The organism is Sagittula sp. MA-2, assembly GCF_030126985.1.
Lineage (GTDB): Bacteria > Pseudomonadota > Alphaproteobacteria > Rhodobacterales > Rhodobacteraceae > Sagittula.
Window position 1 is genome coordinate 1,943,711 of record NZ_CP126145.1, and the last position, 17,678, is coordinate 1,961,388.

Consider the following 17,678-nt stretch of genomic DNA (forward strand, 5'->3'; position numbering starts at 1 on the left):
GGTGGAAGATCTCGATCTCGTATACGTGCTCGACCCCCGGTTCGAGGGAGGGGCCTCCACCGCCGTCGCCGCCGAACTCGACGGGCTGGCAGAGGCACCGAACCCGCCGCGCGTCGGCATCATGATGGTCAAGGCGCACCTCCTCGGTCTGCCCTGGCCCTCGCACCCCGGCATCCGGCGCCACATCGAAAGCGGCTTCCTTCGCGTGGTCTGGCCGTGGGAGCGGCTGACCGCGCAGCTTGCACTGGTCCATCACCCGGTGGTCTTCGCCAACCTGCCGCGCGCGCGCCTGCCGCTCCGGGCCGGCCGCGCGATCCTCGTCCTGCACCACCCCATGGTCGACGCGAAGGGCGCCCGGCAATACGATCTCGACGCGGTCTGCGAGGTCATCGCCGCGACGCTGGCGCCAGAGGTGCTGATCACCCCGGTCAGCCCCGTGGTGCGCCGCTCGCTCCGGGCGCGCAGGGGCAAGACGGGCCTGCTTGTCGATGAGGACTGGATCAACCTCATCGCACCCGAGGACTGGCCCTTCGATCCCGACCGCGCGGCGCCGGACCCGACGAACATCGTGCTGGGCCGCCATGCCCGCCCGGACCCGTCGAAATGGCCCGACACGCTGAAGGAGGCCGCGCTGATCTACGGCGCGGAGGAGGACGATATCGAGGTCCGCGTTCTGGGCGCGGGCGACTTCCTGCAGGAGAAGTACGGCAAGCCCGTACCGGGCAACTGGCGCCTGCTGCCGTTCGAGTTCGACGGCGTGCAGGACTTCCTCGCCGGGCTCGACTTCTACGTCTACTACCACGACAGCGCGTGGAGCGAGGCCTTCGGCAGGACCATCCTCGAGGCGCTCGCCATGGGCTGCGTCACCATCCTGCCGCCGCACTTCCGCGACCTCTTCGGCGACGCGGCGCTCTACGCCAAACCCGAAGAAGTGCTGCCGCTTGTCCGTTCCATCGCCGCCGATCCGGCCCGCTGGCGCTCCCTGCGCCTCGCCGCGCGCCGCTGGGTGCTGGAGAACCACGCCGTGACGTGGCGCGCCGCCGACCGGGCCAAGCTCTTCGGCCTCTCGGAACGCCCGGCGCCCGAAACCGTGCACGAAACGCCCGCCATCGGCGGCAGATCGCGCGCACCGGTCCTTTTCGTGTCCACGAACGGCATCGGGGTCGGGCACCTGACCCAGCAGATGGCCATCGCCGACCGTCTGCCCCGCGACGCGCTGCAACCGGTCTTTGCCTCCATGAGCTTTTCGCTCAAGGTCGCCGCCGACGCGGGTTACCCGGTGTTCTACCTGCCGCACCACCGCCACCTCGGCGCCGGGCACGAAACATGGAACACCGTCTTCGCCGAGGAACTCTACGACCTGATCCGCCACCTGCAGCCCGCGCTTCTCGCCTATGACGGGACGGCGGCCTTCGGCGGGCTGATCGATGCGCTCGACGCCTTCCCCGATCTCGTCTCCCTCTGGGTCCGCCGGGCCATGTGGCGCGAGATCCACCGCGATTTCCTCGATGCCTCCGACGCCTTCACCGGGGTGATCGAACCGGGCGAGCTGCCCGGCGACCTCGACTTCGGGCCGACCCGGGACCAGCGCATCAACACCCATGTCACGGCGCCGGTCCTCCACATCGACCCCGCCGCCCGTCACGACCGCGCCGCCGCCCGCCGTCACTACGGCTTTGCCGACGACGACCTCGTCGTGGCGCTGCAGATGGGCTCCGGTGCGAATTTCGAGACGGCCGACCTGCGCGCCGAGGTGATCCGCCACCTGTTGCGCCATCCGAAAGTGCGGGTGCTGGACATCGTCTCGCCGCTCGCCACCCTGCCGCCGGTGCCCGAAGGGGCAGAGGCCCGTGTACTCCAGCTCCGCGAATTCCCGAGCTTCCTCAACAGCCGCGCCGTCGATGCCGCGGTGGGGGTGGCCGGATACAACGCCTTCCACGAACAGCTTTACGGCGGCATCCCCACGCTCTTCATCCCCAACGAGTCGCCCGAGATGGACAGCCAGCTCACCCGCGCCCAATGGGCGGAGGTCATGGGCCACGGCCTCTGCCTGCGCGACCGCGACACCGCCGCGCGGCTCGACGCGAAGCTGGCCGAACTGCTCGACCCCGACGCGCGTGCCGCGATGCGCGCCAGCATGGCCACGCTCAAACCCAGCAAGGGTGCCGCGGAACTGGCGGGTCTCGTCGCCGATCACGCGGGCATGGTGCGCACCGACCGCTTCCAGTGGGACGCCTACCCGCGATGACCGGCACCGTGACCCAACCCGCCCGCGACAAGCGGATGCTGGTGGTCTTCTCCGGGCCGCGCGCCGGGTCGAACCTGCTGGTCGACATTCTCGGGCAACTGCCGGACGTGCTGGCCCTCTCGGAGGTCTTCAACCCCGCTGGCATCTACGGGCTGAGCCTGCATCCCGACCTCGAAACGGAGCTGACCGAGCGCGCCGGGGGCCCGCAGGCGCTGGCCCGGCTCTTCCGGATGAACCCGCCGGGGGCGCTCGCGCTCCTCGACGCGGCCGTCCCGCAGGATCAGGCCATCGTACTCAAGGTCCTGCCGCATCACGTGCACCTCGCCGCCCTCCGCCAGTGCCTCGCGGCGCAAGCCTTCGGCGCGCTGATCCTCACCCGGCGGCGGCTCGACCAGTACGCCTCCTACCTCAAGGCGCGCGAGACCGGCATCTGGTTCGGCGCCAACACCTCCGGGCTCAGGCCCGAAGGCGGGGCCGAGCAGGCGCTGGCCTTCGCGGGCATGCTCGATGCCTGGCTGGGCGACGTGGCGCGTCTGTGCGACGGGGCAGGGGTGGCGCGTGCCACGGTCGAATACGACCGCGACCTCCTGCCCGGCACGCCGGAGGTCCGGGCGCAGCACCTCTCGCGCCATCTCGCCACGCTGGGCTTCGACGTTCCGGCGTGGGAATTTCCCTCCGCCTCCTACTTCCAGAGGCAGGACGGGACGGAGGACGCGCTCGACAAGTTCTCCAACGGGCTGGTGATGGGGCAGGCGCTGCGCGGCCTCGGCGCGCTCGACCATCTCATGTCCGCCTACCGTCCCTGGCCCGCGCCGGGCAGAGCGGCGGAGGACGACGACTGAGGCCCGTCAGCCGCGCGTTTCCAGTATCGCCGACTGAACGCCGAGGAAGATCTCCGGCGCCGCCTCGCGCCGCCTGACGAGGTCCTGCAGGAAGATGTCCAGCGTCTCCGTCACCTTGCGGTTGCCCTCGAACAGCGGATCCCGCGTGTGAAAGGCCACCACGCGCGACCGGCCGATCACGCTGTCGTCGACGCGGAAGGCGACGCGCGTCTCCGCCCGCGCCACCGCCTCCGAGAACGCGACCCGGATGCGCCCGTCTTGCGCCGTCTCGCGCAGCGCGGCGACACTGTGCTCCGGCGCAAGCCGGTTCGGCAGCAGGTTGTAGACCACACCCTGCACGTCCACGAGGATCACGTGCAGGTAGCCCTCGGACCCCTCGGGCAGGCCCACGTCGATGGTCGGATTGTCGCCGGGGCGGAAGATGCCGTCGGGCCGCGCCCCGCCATCGTCGCCGGAGCCGAAGGCGATCTCCATCCCCTCGGCGGGCAGCGGGGGCAGCGCCTCGTCGATGCGGCAATGCATGTCGTTCAGCACATCCGCGTCGATCTGCAACGACCGGCTGCCGATGCGGTCGGTCAGCGATGTCTCCAGCTCCGCGCGGCTGGCCTCGGCGGCGAAGGTGCCGGTGATCCGGAGCGTGTCGCCAAGCGCATAGGCCTCGCCCTGCGGCGGCTGCAACGTCAGCGCGCCACAGTCGGCCCAGAAGTCGATCACGTCGGAGAGGTCCCCGGGCGTCAGCACGCGCGGCCCCAGCAGCAGGTCCGCCTGCACGTCCAGCCCGGGATAGAGCGTGCCATCCAGCCCCTTGGTCGCGGCGTCGAGCGCGGCGCGGTCCTCCGCCAGCCCTGTGACTTCGGCCCGGTTGTCGCTGAGCGCGACCTCGAACTCCTCCAGCGTGGCGGCGGCGCCGAGCAACGATATGACATCCTCCGGCCAGGTCTCTGCCAAAGCGCCGCTGCCAAGGGACAGCTCCGCCGTACCGCCCAGGGCCTCGACCCGCTGCGTCAGTTCCGCCAGCGCCGCGGGCGAGGGGACAAAGCCCGTCGCCGTCACCGCGCCGTCCGCGCCGCGCGACACGGTCAGCTCGAATGGCGACTGTTCCGGGAAACGCGATCCGCCGGGGCCGTTCAGGACGTACCACGCGCCGCCCGCCACCGCCGCCACGGCCAGGAGAGCCGCGCCGATCCAAAGCCCCTTGCCGCGCTTCGGAGGCTGCGGCACGGCGGTCTGCCAATGCGCGGTGCCATCCGGTGCCATGGTCCATGTCCCGCCGGAGGGCGGCATGGTCCCCGGTGGCATCGTGCCGGGGGTAAACGTCCCCGGTGGCATGGTCCCAGGCGGAAACGTCCCCGGTGGCATCGTGCCCGGCGGCATGGTTCCGGGGGGAAAGGTCCCCGGCGGCACGGTGCCGGGCGCCATCGTGCCATGCCCGTTGCCCTGCGGCGGCACCGCGCGCACCGTCGGGCTCTCCGTCACCGTCAGCTCCGGCGGCCCGTCCAGAACGTAGTGCAGGGGGGTGCCGTTCTGCGCCCGCTTGAAGGCCTCCACCGCCTCGTCCGCCGTCTGGAACCGCTTCTTCGCGTCAGGCTCCGTCATCCGCAGGATCAGCATCCGCAACGGCTCCGGCACGCCCTCGGTGTCGAGCGGCTGCATCTTCTTCGGCAGCACCTCCATCGGCTGCTTGCCCATGTTGGGCTTCTTGCCGAGGTAGGTCGCCAGCAAGGCCGCGCCCAGCGCGTAGATGTCGGAGCGGGGATCGGTATGGCCACCGAACTGCTCGGGCGCGGCATAGCCCAGCTTGCCCGCAAAGCCTTCGCCCACGATCGTCACCGCGTCGGGCGTCGTGTCCTTGGCGATGCCGAAGTCGATGATGACCGCCTGCCGGGGATCGCCTGCGCGCAGGATGATGTTATCGGGCGCGATGTCGCGATGCACGATGTTGTTGCGGTGCGCGTCCGCCAGCCCGGCCAGCACCCGCTCGCCCACCGCCAGCACGTCCTCCATCGACATGCCGCCCTCGCGCAGCACGATGTCGAGCGCCTTGCCCTCGATGTAGTCCATCACGAGATAGACGATGCCGTCCGGGGTCCGCTGGGTGTCGAAGTAGCGCACCACCGCGTCGTGCCGGATCTCGCGCACGCCTTCCTCGCGGGTGATGAGCGAGGTGTAGCTGTCGTTGTCGGAGAACTCGGCGCGCAACGCCTTGATCGCCACCACGCGCCCCGAAATCGTGGAGCGTGCGAGATAGACCTCCGACAGGCCGCCACGGCCGAGGACCGCCTCCACCCGGTAGGTGTTGTTGAGGAGCTGTCCGAGCTGGAAGATGTCTTTCGCCCGGGGGTCCTTCATGCACGCATCCGATGTGGCCTCTCTGCTCAGGGGTGACCTTAGCACCGGCATCGGGGCGCGTCGATTGCAAGCGGCGCCGCATTCGCATTTCAGGACACGGGCTTGGCGGGTGTGGCCGGCTTGCCCGGATGGCGGGCAGGGGCCCGGGTGCCCCGCTTTGATGCACCTCGAACGTCAGTCGATCGCGGCCGGGGCCCGTGCACCGCGCACCCCCGGTCAAAGCCCGGTTCCCGATGACCCGACAGACCCGCAAGGCCAGCGGCGGCAAGGCGCCCGTTGCTGCACTGCGGCACGGCAGAACTTGGCCAACCCATTGGAATGCGGTCTTGAATGGCGATCCGCCGCCCAGCGGCACCCGGCCTTTGGGCAACCTTCCGCACCGAAATGCGGCCCGGCTCCCGCCCCTCTGGCAAGCGCCCGACCGTGCCCCCAGATCCCTGTCATCTTCGAACCAACCCGAAGGAGGAAAGAAGATGAAAACCGCAGCACTGACCGCAGCCGCCCTCGCGGCCCTCACGCTCCCCGCCTTTGCGCAGTCCACCACGATGGACGGCGAGATGGGCGCCGATGCCCCCATGCCCGGCGCCGATGTCGCCGTGATGGAGCAGATGGATGCCGACGCCGACGGCTTCGTCACGCTGGCCGAAGTCCAGGCGGTCTTCCCCGAGGTGCAGGCCGAGGTCTTCGACGAGGCCGATGTCGATGCGGACGGGCTCCTGAATGCCGACGAGGTGGTGATCGCCCAGGCCGACGGTCTCCTGCCCGAAGAGCCCGCGGACGACAGCACCGACCGCGGCTGACGCCCAGGCCCACAGGCCGCGCCCCTTCTCCTCCCTCGGGAGGGGCGCGTGCCCCCGGGCCGCCATGACCGGCGGCCAGGGCCAGCGCGCGGCTTACCTCCCGTGCCCCGCGCTGGCCAGGGGGCCTTCCCGATTGTTCAGTTCCATGGTCCGGGGTGTCTGCCCCGACCGGCACGCACCCCGCGCCCCGCCGGTCATGCGCAAAGCCTACCGCGAGCGCGCGATGTACCTGTCGCCCCGATGGTTCACGGTGATCATCAGGTTCAGGATCACCGCCCCCAGAAGCGACGTCGCCGCCACCTCCCAGGGGAACAGCGCGAAGGCCAGCGCAAAGACGCAGAGGTCGAAGGCAAGCTGCACGTTGCCCGCCGCGATCCCCCGCGTGTCCTGCAGCCACAGCGCCACGATGCCCACACCGCCCAGCGTCGCCCCGTGGCGGAAAAGCACGATCAGCGCCACGCCGCCCAAGACCCCGAAGACCACCGCCGCCACCCAGGGCTGCAACGCCGTCACCGTCAGCCCCAGCGGCAACACCTCGGTAAAGACCGACAGCAGTGCCACCGCGGCAAAGGTCTTCAGGGTGAACTTCACCCCCATCCGTCGAAGCGCCAGCACGTAGAACGGCAGGTTCAGCACAAAGAACACCGCCCCGAAGGACCATCCCGCCGCATAGGACAGGATCAGCGACAGGCCGGCGATCTGCCCGGTGATCAGCCCGCCCGCGCGCAGCGCCTGCACGGCCAGCGCCATCAGAAGCGTGCCGACGATCAGGCCCACCGCGTCTTCGTAAAGGGTGTGGCGGTCGGCGGGGGGAAGGTGCATCAGGCTGGGCATCGTCAGCCGATGCCCCATTGCGGCGGCGCGGGCAAGGGGCAGGGCACCGCGGTCTGCACGACGCTGGTGCGTTTGCTCAAACTCAGGGCGCTGCGCGGTTGAAACTCGCCGCGCTCCGCGAAACAGTGGCGCGGAAACGGATGCACGGCGTCGAAAGGGCTTCCATGCGCATTGCCTGCCTGACCATGGTCCACCGCGATTACTGGGCCTTGTCCCGCTGGTACGCCCATCACGCCCGCCATGTCGGCGCCGGGAACCTCTTCGTCGTGGCCCACGGCGCCGATCCGGAGATCGCCCGCATCTGCCCCGGCGCCTCGGTGCTGACCATCCCGCGCGACGGCTTCGACAATTTCGACAAGGCACGGGCGGAGATGCTCGACGGGTTCCACGCCGGTCTCTCGAAGGTCTACGACTGGGTGATCCGCACCGATGCCGACGAACTGCTGGTGATCGACCCGGACCGCTGGGACAGCCTCGGGACCGCGCTGGCCGCCTGCGAGGTGCCGGTCGTCACGGCCCTGGGTTTCGACCTTGCCGAACGCCCCGGCGACACGCCGCTGAAGGACGGCCCGGTCTTCGGCCCGCGCCGCGCGCTGGCCTTCTCCGGCCACTACTCCAAGGCCGTGGCCGCCCGCCGCGCCGTGGGCTTCCAGCTGCACGGCACCCGCGTCGCCCCCCGCAAGCTCGACAGCTTCCCCTTCCACATGCCGCAGGGGCTCTACCTCGCACACCTGAAATACGCCAACCGCGCGGTGCTCGACGATGGCAACGCCATCCGCATGGCGGTGGCCAACGCCCCCGGCAAGGGCCTGCCCGGCGGCGGCTGGCAGGAGGCCGGCGAAGACGCCCGGAAATTCTACGAAACCTTCGAGGCCAAGCCGCGGCTGCCATGGGAAGAGGCTGAACCGCAGGCCCATGCGACCCTCTCGGTCAAACCGGCCCGCCTCGACCGCTTCAGCGTGCTCAAGACCCGCGCCCTGAAACTGCCCTTCCGGACCGAGCTGCCGGACCGCTTCTTCGGCCAGGGCTGACCCCGGACCCCAAACCAGGAAACCCCACCCCGGACCCAAAGGCTCATGCCCTTCATCTTGGCCCAAATACCTGCGGGGGGTCCGGGGGGCGGCAGCCCCCCGGCGGATCGGCGCGCGCCAGCGCGGCGAAAAACCGGACCAGTCAGCGCGCCAGCGCGCCGACATCCCGGCCCTCAGCCCACCAGCGCCTTGTTCAGCCGCTCGTCGACCTTCTCGAGGAAACCCATCGTGGTCAGCCAGCCCTGGTCCGGGCCCACCAGCAGCGCGAGGTCCTTGGTCATGAATCCGGCCTCCACCGTCTCGACGATCACCCGCTCCAGCGTCTCGGCAAACGCCCGCAGCGCCACGTTGTCGTCCAGCTTCGCGCGGTGCTTCAGCCCGCCGGTCCAGGCATAGATCGACGCGATGGAGTTGGTGGAGGTCGCCTCGCCCTTCTGGTGCTGGCGGTAGTGCCGCGTCACCGTGCCATGCGCCGCCTCCGCCTCGACGATCCGGCCGTCCGGCGTCATCAGCTGCGAGGTCATCATCCCGAGCGAGCCGAAGCCCTGCGCCACCGTGTCCGACTGCACGTCGCCGTCGTAGTTCTTGCAGGCCCAGACGAACTTGCCGTTCCACTTCAGCGCGCAGGCCACCATGTCGTCGATCAGCCGGTGCTCGTACCAGATGCCCGCTTCCTTGAACTTCTCGGCGAACTCGGCCTCGTAGATCTCCTGGAAGAGGTCCTTGAACCGCCCGTCATAGGCCTTGAGGATGGTGTTCTTGGTCGACAGGTACACCGGCCAGCCCAGCGTCAGCCCGTAGTTCAGCGACGCCCGGGCAAAGTCGCGGATCGACTCGTCCTGGTTGTACATGCCCATGTAGACCCCGGCGCCGGGCGCATCGTAGACCTCGCGCTCGATCACCTCGCCGTTGGCGCCTTCCCATTTCATCGTCAGCTTGCCGGCCGAGGGGAAATGGAAATCCGTCGCCTTGTACTGGTCGCCGAAGGCATGGCGGCCCACCACGATGGGCGAGGTCCAGCCCGGCACCAGCCGCGGCACGTTGCGGCAGATGATCGGCTGGCGGAAAACCACGCCGCCCAGAATGTTGCGGATCGTGCCGTTGGGCGACTTCCACATCTTTTTCAGGCCGAACTCCTCGACCCGCTGCTCGTCCGGGGTGATCGTCGCGCATTTGACCGCGACGCCCACCTCCTTGGTCTTCTCGGCGGCGTCGATGGTCACCTGGTCGTCGGTCCTGTCGCGCTCCTCGATCCCCAGATCGTAGTACAGCAGGTCCAGGTCGAGGTACGGCAGGATCAGCTTTTCCTTGATGAAGGCCCACATGATGCGGGTCATCTCGTCGCCGTCCATTTCCACGATCGGGTTGTCGACCTTGATACGGGTCATCGGCTTTCCCCTCTGCGATGAGTCGTTTGTCCGCTGTCTAACGCATGGGACGTTGCACGGGAATGAAGTATACAGTGGCATACCGAAAAAACATCCAGCCCGCGGCCCCGCGACAGGCATTTCAGGTAAGCCCTGCACGCATTTGCGGCAGTTTTTAAATACCTGAAATTTAGGGATAAATCCGGAGGCGTTAAACGGCGGGTAATCTCCCTTGCCCTAGGCAGGCTGGATGAAAAGCCTCGTTCGACAAATCGCCGGAATAGCGCTGCTTGTGGCGATGCTTGTCCTCGTGACCGGCGCGGCGCTGGTGGTGACGGTCTCGGCCCTGTCGCCGCGCGACGGGGCACCGGTGGTGGTGATCGCCGCGCCGTGGTCCACGGGGGCCGGGGGCATGGTGGACGCAGCGGGCGGGCGCAGGCTCACGCCCTGGCCGCCGCACAGGCTGGCCGCCCTGGCGGTCTTCGACGGCACTGTGCCCGCCGACAGCCTTCGACGTAAGGGGGCCTGGGCGCTGGTCGATGGCGGGCAGCTCGCCCGGTTCTGCGGAGTGTCCTGAGATGACGTCCCTCGGCACATGGGCCCGGCGGCCGGACTTCCCGGCGCGCCGCCTCGCCGTCAGCGCGCTGCTCTTGCCGCTGATCCCGCTCGCCAGCCTCTATGCCGGGACACCTTTCGTGCCGGCGCTCATGGGGACGCTGGCGCTGGGTGTGGCGATGGTTCTGGGAACCGCCATGTCCTCGGGCCTGCGCGACTACGCGATGGCCACGGCGATCATGGGGCAGGCGATGATGATGACCGCAGTCTTCACCGGGCATCCGTTCCAGATCGACACGCACATGCTGTTCTTCGTGCTGCTGGCGGTGATCGCGATCCCGGGGCGGATCGACGTGCTGATCTACGCCTGCGCCATCACGGCGCTGCATCACCTGCTGCTCACCGTGGCGCTCCCGGCGCTGGTCTATCCCACGGCAGAGCTGACGACCAACATCGCGCGCACCGCGCTGCACGGCGGCATCGTCGTGCTGGAGGGCGTCGTACTGGGCCTTGCCGCCCGCGACCGCAACGCCAGCCTCGCGCAGATCCGCAGAAAATCGCGCGAGCTTGAGATCGGCACACAGATGGCCGAAGACGCCCGGCTGGAAGTTCAGGCCGCGCATCAGGCCGCCAGCCGGGTGATCGAGGAGATGCGCATCGCCCTCAGCCGGCTGGCCGGGCGCGACCTCTGCTTCGGTATCCAGGGCCCCTTTCCCGCGCAGTACGAGGTGCTGCGCTCCGAATTCAACGTGACCGTCGGCACCCTGCGGGAGGCCTTCGCCAGCGCCAGCGATGTGGTCGGCGGCTTCTCGACCGACTCGCAAAGCCTGTCGCACACCATGAACGACCTCGTCGCCCTGTCAGAGGTGCAGTCCCGCGCGCTGGCAGAGATGACCGCCGCCACCGAAACGCTGGTCGACGTGCTGTCGAGGACCGCCGAACAGGCGCGCGACGCGGCCCGCAGTTCCGGAGAGGCGCGCGACAGCGCCGTCAACGGAAGCGAGGTCACGACCGCCGCCATCGCCGCCATGCGCGCCATCGAGGAAGGCTCCCGCCAGATCGAATCCATCGTCGACCTGATCGACGACGTCTCCTTCCAGACCAACCTCCTCGCGCTCAACGCCGGGGTGGAGGCGGCGCGCGCCGGAGAGGCGGGCAAGGGGTTCGCCGTCGTCGCGGCAGAGGTGCGGCAATTGGCAAAAAGCACGTCGGAGGCGGCCAGCGGCATCCGTCAGCTGATCCATGACAGTACCCGTCAGGTCAGCAGCGGTGCGGAACTGGTGGATGCCGTGGGCCAGCGCCTGCAGGAGATCAAGGACCAGATCTCCCGCGCCAGCGACCTCACCGCCTCGATCTCCAACCGCAACGCTGAACAGGCGGGCGCGCTTTCGCAACTGCACGAGATGGTGCGCAGCACCAACGACCGGACCCGGCAGGCCGCCGTCATGGGCGAACGGCTTGCCGGAATGAGCCGCCGTATGACCGTCTCCTCAAGGAAACTGTCCTGCGACATGGAGGCTTTCACCTTCTCCGAGGACGACCTGAACGACCCCGACGACCGGGCATCGCCGGACCGGACCGGTCCAGCGCCCTGAAGCGCCGGACAGCCCTGCAGGCGCGCCCCGCGTCAGGCGTCCTCGAGGTGGCGCAGCCTGCGCATGACGAGCAGGCCCAGCGTGGCATAGATCAGCACCCCGCCCACCAGCGGCACCGGCGTGCCGTTGAACAAGAGCCCGATGGGAATCGCCAGGACAACGGAGGCCACGGTCGCCAGCGCGCTGATGACCGAAGCGGCGGTCCCCGCGATATGGCCCATGGGCGACATGGCGATGGCGTTGAGGTTGCCGATGGTCAGCCCGGCCTGGAAGAACTGCACCTGCTGCCACACGAGGAAGGCCACGAACAGCACCAGCGCGCCGGGGTTCAGCACGAGCAGCACCAGCATCCCGACGCTCGCCACGATCTGCACGTAGAGGATGGAGTTGATCAGCCGCCGCATCCCCAGCCGCACCACGAGCCTTGCGTTCACGTAGCTCGACGAGGCGGCCAGGATCGCCGTCAGGCAGAACCACAGCGGGAAGGTCTCGGCCCGGTCCAGCCAGACCGAATAGATCGGCTGGATCGAGGAAATGACCGAGAACAGGCAGGCAAAGGTCAGCGTCAGCACGACGATCGGCAGCCGCACGTCGGGCAGCGCCATCATCTCCGTCAGCGCCGCGCGGATCTGCCGCGGGCGGAACGGGCGGCGCCGGGATTTCGGCAGGGTTTCGGGCAGGCGGATCGTCACCCAGGTCGCCGCCGCCACCCCGAAGATCGCCGCGGCCACGAAGATCATGTGCCATTCCCAGACGCGGATGATCTGCTGGCCCAGAAGCGGCGCCATGGCGGGCACCAGCGCAAAGACGATCATCACGAAGGACATGATCTGCGCCATGCCGCGCCCCTCGTAAAGGTCGCGTGTCACCGCCATCACCACCACGCGCGGCCCCGCGGCGCCCAGCCCCTGCAGCATGCGCGTGGCAAGCAGCCACCACAGGCTGTCCGACAGCACCGAGGCCAGCGCCGCAAGAACGTAGACCGCCACGCCTGCGACGATCACCGGCTTGCGTCCGAAGCGGTCCGACAGCGGCCCGGTGAACAGCGTGCCGATGCCCAGCCCCAGCACGAAGGTGGTCAGCACCAGTTGCGCGGCATTGGGCGAGTCGGGGCTGAGGTCGCTCGCGATCTCGGGCAGGGCGGGCATCATCCCGTCTATGGAAAAGGCAACCATCGCGGTGAGCATCGCCATCATCGTGACGAACTCCAACCGCCCCGGCATGACGTAATCGGGCGTGGCAGGTGTTGCGGGCGCCTGAGGCGCTTCGGGACGGGACGTCATGCCGCCGCCTCGCAGGCGTCAGCGGCGGTCCGGCGGATCATCATCATTGGCAGCATTCTCTTCGCTGGTGTCGAGCCGCGCGATCAGCCATTCCGTGTGCTCCTCGCGCTTGCGCATGGCGTATTGCCCGAACTGCTGGATCGCAACCGCGAAAATCCCCAGACCCACGAGGATGAACACCGTGGTGCCGATCTTGCCGACGGCGGTGGCGGGAACAAGCTCACCGTAGCCCACGGTCGACAGCGTCACCACGGTGAAGAAATAGCTGTCCAGCCAGCTCCAGCCCTCGACCCGGTGGAAGAACACCGTGCCGGTGGCGATGATCGCCGCCAGCGTCAGGATCAGGGTGAGCCAGCGCAGCTTCTGCATCACGCGCTCGGGTCGGCCCCGCTGCGCAGCTCTTCGATCACCTTCGCCCAAAGCTCCGGCGGCTGCGCACCCGGCACGGCATGTTTCTGCGCCACCACGAAGGTCGGGACGGAGGTCACGCCCATCCCGCGCGCCGTGGCGTCCTGTTCGACGATCTCCTTGCGGTCCGAGTCGGAGTTCATCAGCCGCATGACCAACGCCGCGTCCATGCCCATGCTGTCGGCGATGTCGGCCAGCGTCTCGCGGTCGCCGATGTCGCGGCCGTCGACGAAATAGGCCCGGAACAGCGCCGAGACGACGGGCGTCTGCCGCCCCTCGATCCCCGCCCAGTGGATCAGCCGCTGCGCGTCGATGGTGGACGGCGTGCGCTCGATCCGGTCGAGGTTGATCGTCAGCCCGGCCTTCTTCGCGTGTTCCTCCACCGGCAGGTAGGCCTTCACCGCGCCCTCCTGTCCGCCGAACTTGCCTTCGAGGTATTCCCGTCGGTCCATCCCTTCCTGCGGCATTGCCGGGTTCAGCATGAACGGCAGCCAGCGGATGCGGAACGGGTGATCGGGATGCGCCTCGAGCGCCCGGTCGAGATAGGCCTTGCCGATGTAGCACCACGGGCAGATCGGGTCGGAAAAGATATCGAGTTGTACCATGAGACCTCCAGTCCCGGTCTCTTAGCAGCCACGCACCGCGGTGGCGAGACCGCGTTGCACGGCGCCGTGTCACGGCCCCGAGGGGCGCGCGGTCACGCCGGATCGGGCCGCCGCAGCGCCTTGCGGATCAGCTTGCCGTTGGGATTGCGGGGCAGGGCGTCCAGCCGGATGAAGGCGCGCGGGCACTTGTAGCGCGCCAGCCGCTCCGCCGCCGCGGCCTTCAGCGCCTCTTCGTCCAGCTCGTCGGGCGCGGTGTAGAACGCCGCGATCACCCGCACGTCGTCCTTCACCTGCAGGTCCGTGACCGCCAGCTCCGTCACCCCCGGCAGACCGGCCAGCGCCGCCTCCACCTCAAGGGGAGAGACCCGGTAGCCGCCCGCGTTCATCATGTCGTCCGACCGCCCGAGGTAGGAGATCTGGTCGTCTTCGTCCATCGCGCCAAGGTCGCCGGTCATGAACCAGTCGCCGGTGAACTTCTCCGCTGTGGCCTCCTCCGCGCCCACGTACCCCAGCATCAGCCCCGGGTCGTCGCGGTGGATGGCGATGGTGCCGGGTGTGCCCCGGTCGACCGGCACGCCCGCCTCGTCGACGATGGCAAGGTGACGGCCCGCCTGCGGACGGCCCAGCGTGCCGGGGGCGGAGGGCCGCGCCGGCGCGTTGGAGATGAAGGTCGAACATTCCGACATGCCGTAGGCTTCGAAGATCTCCGTCCCCGTCGCCGCGCGCCAGCCGTCCCGGATCGTCTCCGACAGCTTCTCGCCCGCCGCCAGCCCGTGCCGGAGGCGCGGCATAGGCACCACGGGGAACTTGAGGATCTGCCTGTAAACGCCCGGCGCGGCTGCAAAAATCGTCGCATCTTTGCGCTTCATCAGCAGCGGCAGCTGCGCCGCATCGGTGCCCGCCGCGGGGATAAGCGCCGTGGCCCCCATGGTCCAGGGGTCCATCAGCCCGGTACCCAGCGTGAAGGTCCAGTTGAAGGCGCCCGCATGCAGCAGCCGGTCCTCCGGCCCCAGCCCGTACCAGCCCTCCATCATCATCTGCCGCGCCCAGATCGCCCGGTGCGCGTGGCCCACGGCCCGCGGCGTGCCGGAGGTGCCGGAGGTGTAAACGATGTAGGCCAGCCGCTCCGGATCGCCCATGGCATAGTCGGCGGGCGGCAGATCGTGCCAGCCCTCGTAGACCTCGGGCCCGAAGACCGGCACGGCGGTCCCGGGGCAGGGCACGCCCTCGGCCCTCAGGATCGCCGCCGGCGACAGGTGGTCGAGGATCTTCTGCACCTCCGGCGCGGTCAGCTGCGACGAGGACGGCACCGGGACCACGCCCGCGGCAATCGCGCCAAGGTAGGCGATCGGGAAATCCACCGTGTTCCCCAGCCGCATCAGCAGCACGTCGCCGGGGCGAAGGCCCGCCTCCAGCAACCCGGTCGCCGTGCCGCGCACCGCCGCGATCAGCCGCCCGTAGGACCAGCGCTGCGCGCCCGTGGGCCGGACCACCGACAGCGCGATCTTGTCCGGGGTCAGCGCACCCGCGGCCAAGACATGCGCGGCAAGGTTGAACGGCGCGGGGCATGGCGCAAAGGCGCCCTGATCGAAGACGGAGGCTTTCATGACGGATGGAGTAAGTCCGCCGCCCGCCGCTTGCAAGGGTGGCCCCGCGCTCCTATAGAAGGGCGCCACACCGGAGGCCGTCATCCAAGCCATGTCCAACGACCCGAAATCCCTGATCCGCATCGCGCGCGAAACCGGCCCCGAGACGGTGGCAGAACCGCTCGACCTCGGCCTCCGGGTGCGCGAACTCCGCAAGGAAAAGGACTGGACGCTCGAACAGGCGGCGAAGAAGGCCGGGCTCGCCCGCTCCACGCTGTCGAAGATCGAGAACGGGCAGATGTCGCCCACCTACGACGCGCTGAAGAAGCTGGCCACGGGGCTGGAAATCTCCGTCCCGCAGCTCTTCACGCCGCCCGTCCAGGCGCAGGCCAACGGCCGCATGGCGGTGACCCGCGTGGAAGAGGGCCGGCACCTCGCCACCGCCACCTACGAACACGACCTGCTGGCGGAATCGCTCAGCCGCAAGAAGATGCTGCCCTACCGCGCCCGCGTCCGCGCCCGCACGCTGGAGGAATTCGACGGCTGGGTGCGCCACGACGGCGAGGAATTCCTCTACGTTCTGACCGGGGTGGTCCGCCTTTACACCGAGTTCTACGAGCCGGTGGAGATGAAGCGCGGCGACAGCGCCTATTACGACGCGACCATGGGGCACAACGTGGTCTCCGTCTCGCCGGAGGATGCGACGATCCTCTGGGTCACCTCGCTGGCCTGAACGCGGACACACAGGATGCAGCTTGCCCTCCGACCGCTTTGCGCCACCTCCTGCGCGACACCGGAGACAAGATGACCCCCCTCACCACAGCCCTCCTTGGCGGCGCGATTGCCGCGCTGGCCACGACCTCGGGCGCCATTCCCGCCGTGATCGGCAAGCGGATGACCCGCGCCACCTCCGACCTGATGCTGGGCTTTGCCGCGGGCGTCATGCTGTCGGCGGCCTATTTCTCGCTGATCCTGCCGGGGATCGAACGCGCGCAGGAGCAGACCGGCTCCGTCTGGCTCGCGGCGGCCATCGCGGCGGCGGGCGTGTCGCTCGGCGCGGGGTTCGTCTGGCTGCTGAACGCCAAGATCCCGCACGAACACTTCAAGTCCGGCCCGGAAGGCGGCGCCGACAAGGCCACGGTCGCGCGCATCTGGCTCTTCATCCTCGCGATCACGATCCACAACTTCCCCGAGGGCCTGTCCATCGGCGTGGCCTTCGGCGTCGACCAGGCCAAGGGCCTGTCGGTGATGACCGGTATCTCGCTTCAGGACATCCCCGAGGGGCTGGCCGTCGCCGTCGCCCTGACCGGCCTCGGCTATTCCCGCTGGAAGGCGCTCGGCGTCACGGCAATGACCGGCGCGGTGGAGATCGTGGGCGCGGGCCTCGGCGCGGCGGCGGTCAGCGTCTCCGCCTCGCTCCTGCCTTGGGGCCTGACCTTCGCGGCAGGCGCCATGCTGTTCATCATCAGCCACGAGATCGTCCCCGAAACCCACCGTCACGGCCATCAGGACAAGGCGACACTGGGCTTCATCGTCGGACTGGTGCTGATGATGTTCCTCGACGTGACGCTGGGGTAGGGGCGGCGAAGGTATCCCGAGAACGGGGTTTGTGACGGTCTGGTTGCAGATAGGAAACACGGACCGAAAGGGCTCACGACACCTATTGTTTTTCCGAGACCTTTCCGGAAATTTGGTGTGCGAAGTCCTCGCCGAGGACGATTTCCGAAAGACGAAAGACCAATGAACGTTTCCAGATTTTCCGTAAGTATTTCGATGCTTGTGCTGCTGACTGCATGCAGTGGTACCATGCAGGGCGTGATCCGTGGAGAGGGCACGCCCGTGGTGTTCGAATACGAACAGGGCATGGATCGCGATTTCTACACCACAACGATTGACGGAGAGAAGTTCAGCGGTCACGCCGTCGATGTCGGTGCGACAAGCGGCATCGGAAATGTCTTCACCGGAAACGGTGTGCAGAACGTGTTCACGACCACCTCCAGCGGCAATTTCGTTGCCGTCCTGCTGGGAGACAAGGGCTCGAGCATGAGATGTGAAATGAACTACGCTGACAGCAGCGGAATGACCTCGTCCGGCGGTGTCGGCCGTTGCGAGATAAGCGACGGGCGTGTCATCGACATAACCTGGTAAGCGCGCAGATTGCAGCGGGCGGCCGCA

16 protein-coding genes are annotated in these 17,678 nt (G+C 68.6%); 9 read left to right on the plus strand and 7 right to left on the minus strand.

Translation table 11 applies throughout. The features are described from left to right. Position 1 precedes the first annotated feature (1 nt). On the plus strand, positions 2 to 2,248 hold the full coding sequence (locus QNI11_RS09660) for a glycosyltransferase (protein WP_283983243.1): 2,247 nt from the start codon (positions 2 to 4) through the stop codon (positions 2,246 to 2,248). Further along, the gene (locus QNI11_RS09665) at positions 2,245 to 3,090 is read left to right on the plus strand and encodes a hypothetical protein (protein WP_283983244.1); all 846 of its coding nucleotides are present in this window, start codon (positions 2,245 to 2,247) and stop codon (positions 3,088 to 3,090) included. The genes QNI11_RS09660 and QNI11_RS09665 overlap by 4 nt, the downstream gene beginning before the upstream one ends. A 6-nt stretch (positions 3,091 to 3,096) precedes the next feature. On the opposite strand, the gene QNI11_RS09670 is transcribed toward QNI11_RS09665, so the two are convergent. After that, complete coding sequence (locus QNI11_RS09670) at positions 3,097 to 5,439, minus strand: serine/threonine protein kinase (protein ID WP_283983245.1); 2,343 nt, start codon at positions 5,437 to 5,439, stop codon at positions 3,097 to 3,099. A 473-nt stretch (positions 5,440 to 5,912) separates the two neighbouring features. Between QNI11_RS09670 and QNI11_RS09675 the strand changes: the two genes are divergently transcribed. Further along, positions 5,913 to 6,239 carry a hypothetical protein gene (locus QNI11_RS09675; RefSeq protein ID WP_283983246.1) on the plus strand — a complete coding sequence of 109 codons (327 nt, stop codon included), beginning with the start codon at positions 5,913 to 5,915 and terminating at the stop codon, positions 6,237 to 6,239. Positions 6,240 to 6,446: 207 nt separating this feature from the next. On the opposite strand, the gene QNI11_RS09680 is transcribed toward QNI11_RS09675, so the two are convergent. Next, positions 6,447 to 7,061: a YitT family protein gene (locus tag QNI11_RS09680; RefSeq protein ID WP_254698239.1), complete on the minus strand. Its 615-nt coding sequence runs from the start codon at positions 7,059 to 7,061 to the stop codon at positions 6,447 to 6,449. 176 nt (positions 7,062 to 7,237) lie between these two features. Here QNI11_RS09680 and QNI11_RS09685 point away from each other — a divergent pair, with 176 nt between their 5' ends. Next, complete coding sequence (locus QNI11_RS09685; protein ID WP_283983247.1) at positions 7,238 to 8,104, plus strand: glycosyltransferase family 2 protein; 867 nt, start codon at positions 7,238 to 7,240, stop codon at positions 8,102 to 8,104. Between the two features lie 173 nt (positions 8,105 to 8,277). On the opposite strand, the gene QNI11_RS09690 is transcribed toward QNI11_RS09685, so the two are convergent. After that, the gene (locus QNI11_RS09690) at positions 8,278 to 9,492 is read right to left on the minus strand and encodes an NADP-dependent isocitrate dehydrogenase (protein ID WP_283983248.1); all 1,215 of its coding nucleotides are present in this window, start codon (positions 9,490 to 9,492) and stop codon (positions 8,278 to 8,280) included. Between the two features lie 229 nt (positions 9,493 to 9,721). Here QNI11_RS09690 and QNI11_RS09695 point away from each other — a divergent pair, with 229 nt between their 5' ends. Then, a complete protein-coding gene (locus QNI11_RS09695; RefSeq protein ID WP_283983249.1) occupies positions 9,722 to 10,048 on the plus strand; it encodes a hypothetical protein in 327 nt (108 codons plus the stop codon). A 1-nt stretch (position 10,049) separates the two neighbouring features. Next, positions 10,050 to 11,621 (plus strand): methyl-accepting chemotaxis protein, encoded by a 1,572-nt coding sequence (locus QNI11_RS09700; RefSeq protein WP_283983250.1) that lies wholly within the window; start codon positions 10,050 to 10,052, stop codon positions 11,619 to 11,621. 32 nt (positions 11,622 to 11,653) lie between these two features. Here the strand turns inward: QNI11_RS09700 and QNI11_RS09705 are convergent, their stop codons facing one another. The 4 genes from QNI11_RS09705 to QNI11_RS09720 all read right to left on the minus strand — a co-directional run bounded on the left by QNI11_RS09705 (position 11,654) and on the right by QNI11_RS09720 (position 15,524). Next, on the minus strand, positions 11,654 to 12,904 hold the full coding sequence (locus tag QNI11_RS09705; RefSeq protein ID WP_100930658.1) for a multidrug effflux MFS transporter: 1,251 nt from the start codon (positions 12,902 to 12,904) through the stop codon (positions 11,654 to 11,656). A gap of 18 nt (positions 12,905 to 12,922) precedes the next feature. Continuing rightward, positions 12,923 to 13,273, minus strand: coding sequence for a potassium channel family protein (locus tag QNI11_RS09710; protein ID WP_283983251.1), 351 nt, complete (start codon positions 13,271 to 13,273; stop codon positions 12,923 to 12,925). Next, entirely contained in the window at positions 13,273 to 13,917 is a 645-nt protein-coding gene (locus QNI11_RS09715; protein WP_283983252.1) for a DsbA family oxidoreductase, read from the minus strand. The genes QNI11_RS09710 and QNI11_RS09715 overlap by 1 nt, the downstream gene beginning before the upstream one ends. A gap of 92 nt (positions 13,918 to 14,009) precedes the next feature. Continuing rightward, positions 14,010 to 15,524 (minus strand): class I adenylate-forming enzyme family protein, encoded by a 1,515-nt coding sequence (locus QNI11_RS09720; protein ID WP_283983253.1) that lies wholly within the window; start codon positions 15,522 to 15,524, stop codon positions 14,010 to 14,012. A 91-nt stretch (positions 15,525 to 15,615) separates the two neighbouring features. Here QNI11_RS09720 and QNI11_RS09725 point away from each other — a divergent pair, with 91 nt between their 5' ends. The 3 genes from QNI11_RS09725 (at position 15,616) to QNI11_RS09735 (ending at position 17,651) form a co-directional block, all read left to right on the plus strand. Continuing rightward, positions 15,616 to 16,236, plus strand: coding sequence for a helix-turn-helix domain-containing protein (locus QNI11_RS09725; RefSeq protein WP_100930654.1), 621 nt, complete (start codon positions 15,616 to 15,618; stop codon positions 16,234 to 16,236). A gap of 71 nt (positions 16,237 to 16,307) precedes the next feature. Beyond that, positions 16,308 to 17,081 carry a ZIP family metal transporter gene (locus tag QNI11_RS09730; RefSeq protein ID WP_100931075.1) on the plus strand — a complete coding sequence of 258 codons (774 nt, stop codon included), beginning with the start codon at positions 16,308 to 16,310 and terminating at the stop codon, positions 17,079 to 17,081. Positions 17,082 to 17,243: 162 nt separating this feature from the next. Next, positions 17,244 to 17,651 carry a hypothetical protein gene (locus tag QNI11_RS09735; RefSeq protein WP_157815074.1) on the plus strand — a complete coding sequence of 136 codons (408 nt, stop codon included), beginning with the start codon at positions 17,244 to 17,246 and terminating at the stop codon, positions 17,649 to 17,651. The last annotated feature ends 27 nt before the right edge of the window (positions 17,652 to 17,678 follow it).

Excerpts from the sequence above, each read along its gene's own strand:
- QNI11_RS09665 (WP_283983244.1), top strand. The coding sequence starts at position 2,245 with ATGACCGGCACCGTGACCCAACCCGCCCGCGACAAGCGGATGCTGGTG.
- QNI11_RS09670 (WP_283983245.1), bottom strand. The coding sequence starts at position 5,439 with ATGAAGGACCCCCGGGCGAAAGACATCTTCCAGCTCGGACAGCTCCTC.
- QNI11_RS09675 (WP_283983246.1), top strand. The coding sequence starts at position 5,913 with ATGAAAACCGCAGCACTGACCGCAGCCGCCCTCGCGGCCCTCACGCTC.
- QNI11_RS09680 (WP_254698239.1), bottom strand. The coding sequence starts at position 7,061 with ATGCACCTTCCCCCCGCCGACCGCCACACCCTTTACGAAGACGCGGTG.
- QNI11_RS09685 (WP_283983247.1), top strand. The coding sequence starts at position 7,238 with ATGCGCATTGCCTGCCTGACCATGGTCCACCGCGATTACTGGGCCTTG.
- QNI11_RS09690 (WP_283983248.1), bottom strand. The coding sequence starts at position 9,492 with ATGACCCGTATCAAGGTCGACAACCCGATCGTGGAAATGGACGGCGAC.
- QNI11_RS09695 (WP_283983249.1), top strand. The coding sequence starts at position 9,722 with ATGAAAAGCCTCGTTCGACAAATCGCCGGAATAGCGCTGCTTGTGGCG.
- QNI11_RS09700 (WP_283983250.1), top strand. The coding sequence starts at position 10,050 with ATGACGTCCCTCGGCACATGGGCCCGGCGGCCGGACTTCCCGGCGCGC.
- QNI11_RS09705 (WP_100930658.1), bottom strand. The coding sequence starts at position 12,904 with ATGACGTCCCGTCCCGAAGCGCCTCAGGCGCCCGCAACACCTGCCACG.
- QNI11_RS09710 (WP_283983251.1), bottom strand. The coding sequence starts at position 13,273 with ATGCAGAAGCTGCGCTGGCTCACCCTGATCCTGACGCTGGCGGCGATC.
- QNI11_RS09715 (WP_283983252.1), bottom strand. The coding sequence starts at position 13,917 with ATGGTACAACTCGATATCTTTTCCGACCCGATCTGCCCGTGGTGCTAC.
- QNI11_RS09720 (WP_283983253.1), bottom strand. The coding sequence starts at position 15,524 with ATGAAAGCCTCCGTCTTCGATCAGGGCGCCTTTGCGCCATGCCCCGCG.
- QNI11_RS09725 (WP_100930654.1), top strand. The coding sequence starts at position 15,616 with ATGTCCAACGACCCGAAATCCCTGATCCGCATCGCGCGCGAAACCGGC.
- QNI11_RS09730 (WP_100931075.1), top strand. The coding sequence starts at position 16,308 with ATGACCCCCCTCACCACAGCCCTCCTTGGCGGCGCGATTGCCGCGCTG.
- QNI11_RS09735 (WP_157815074.1), top strand. The coding sequence starts at position 17,244 with ATGAACGTTTCCAGATTTTCCGTAAGTATTTCGATGCTTGTGCTGCTG.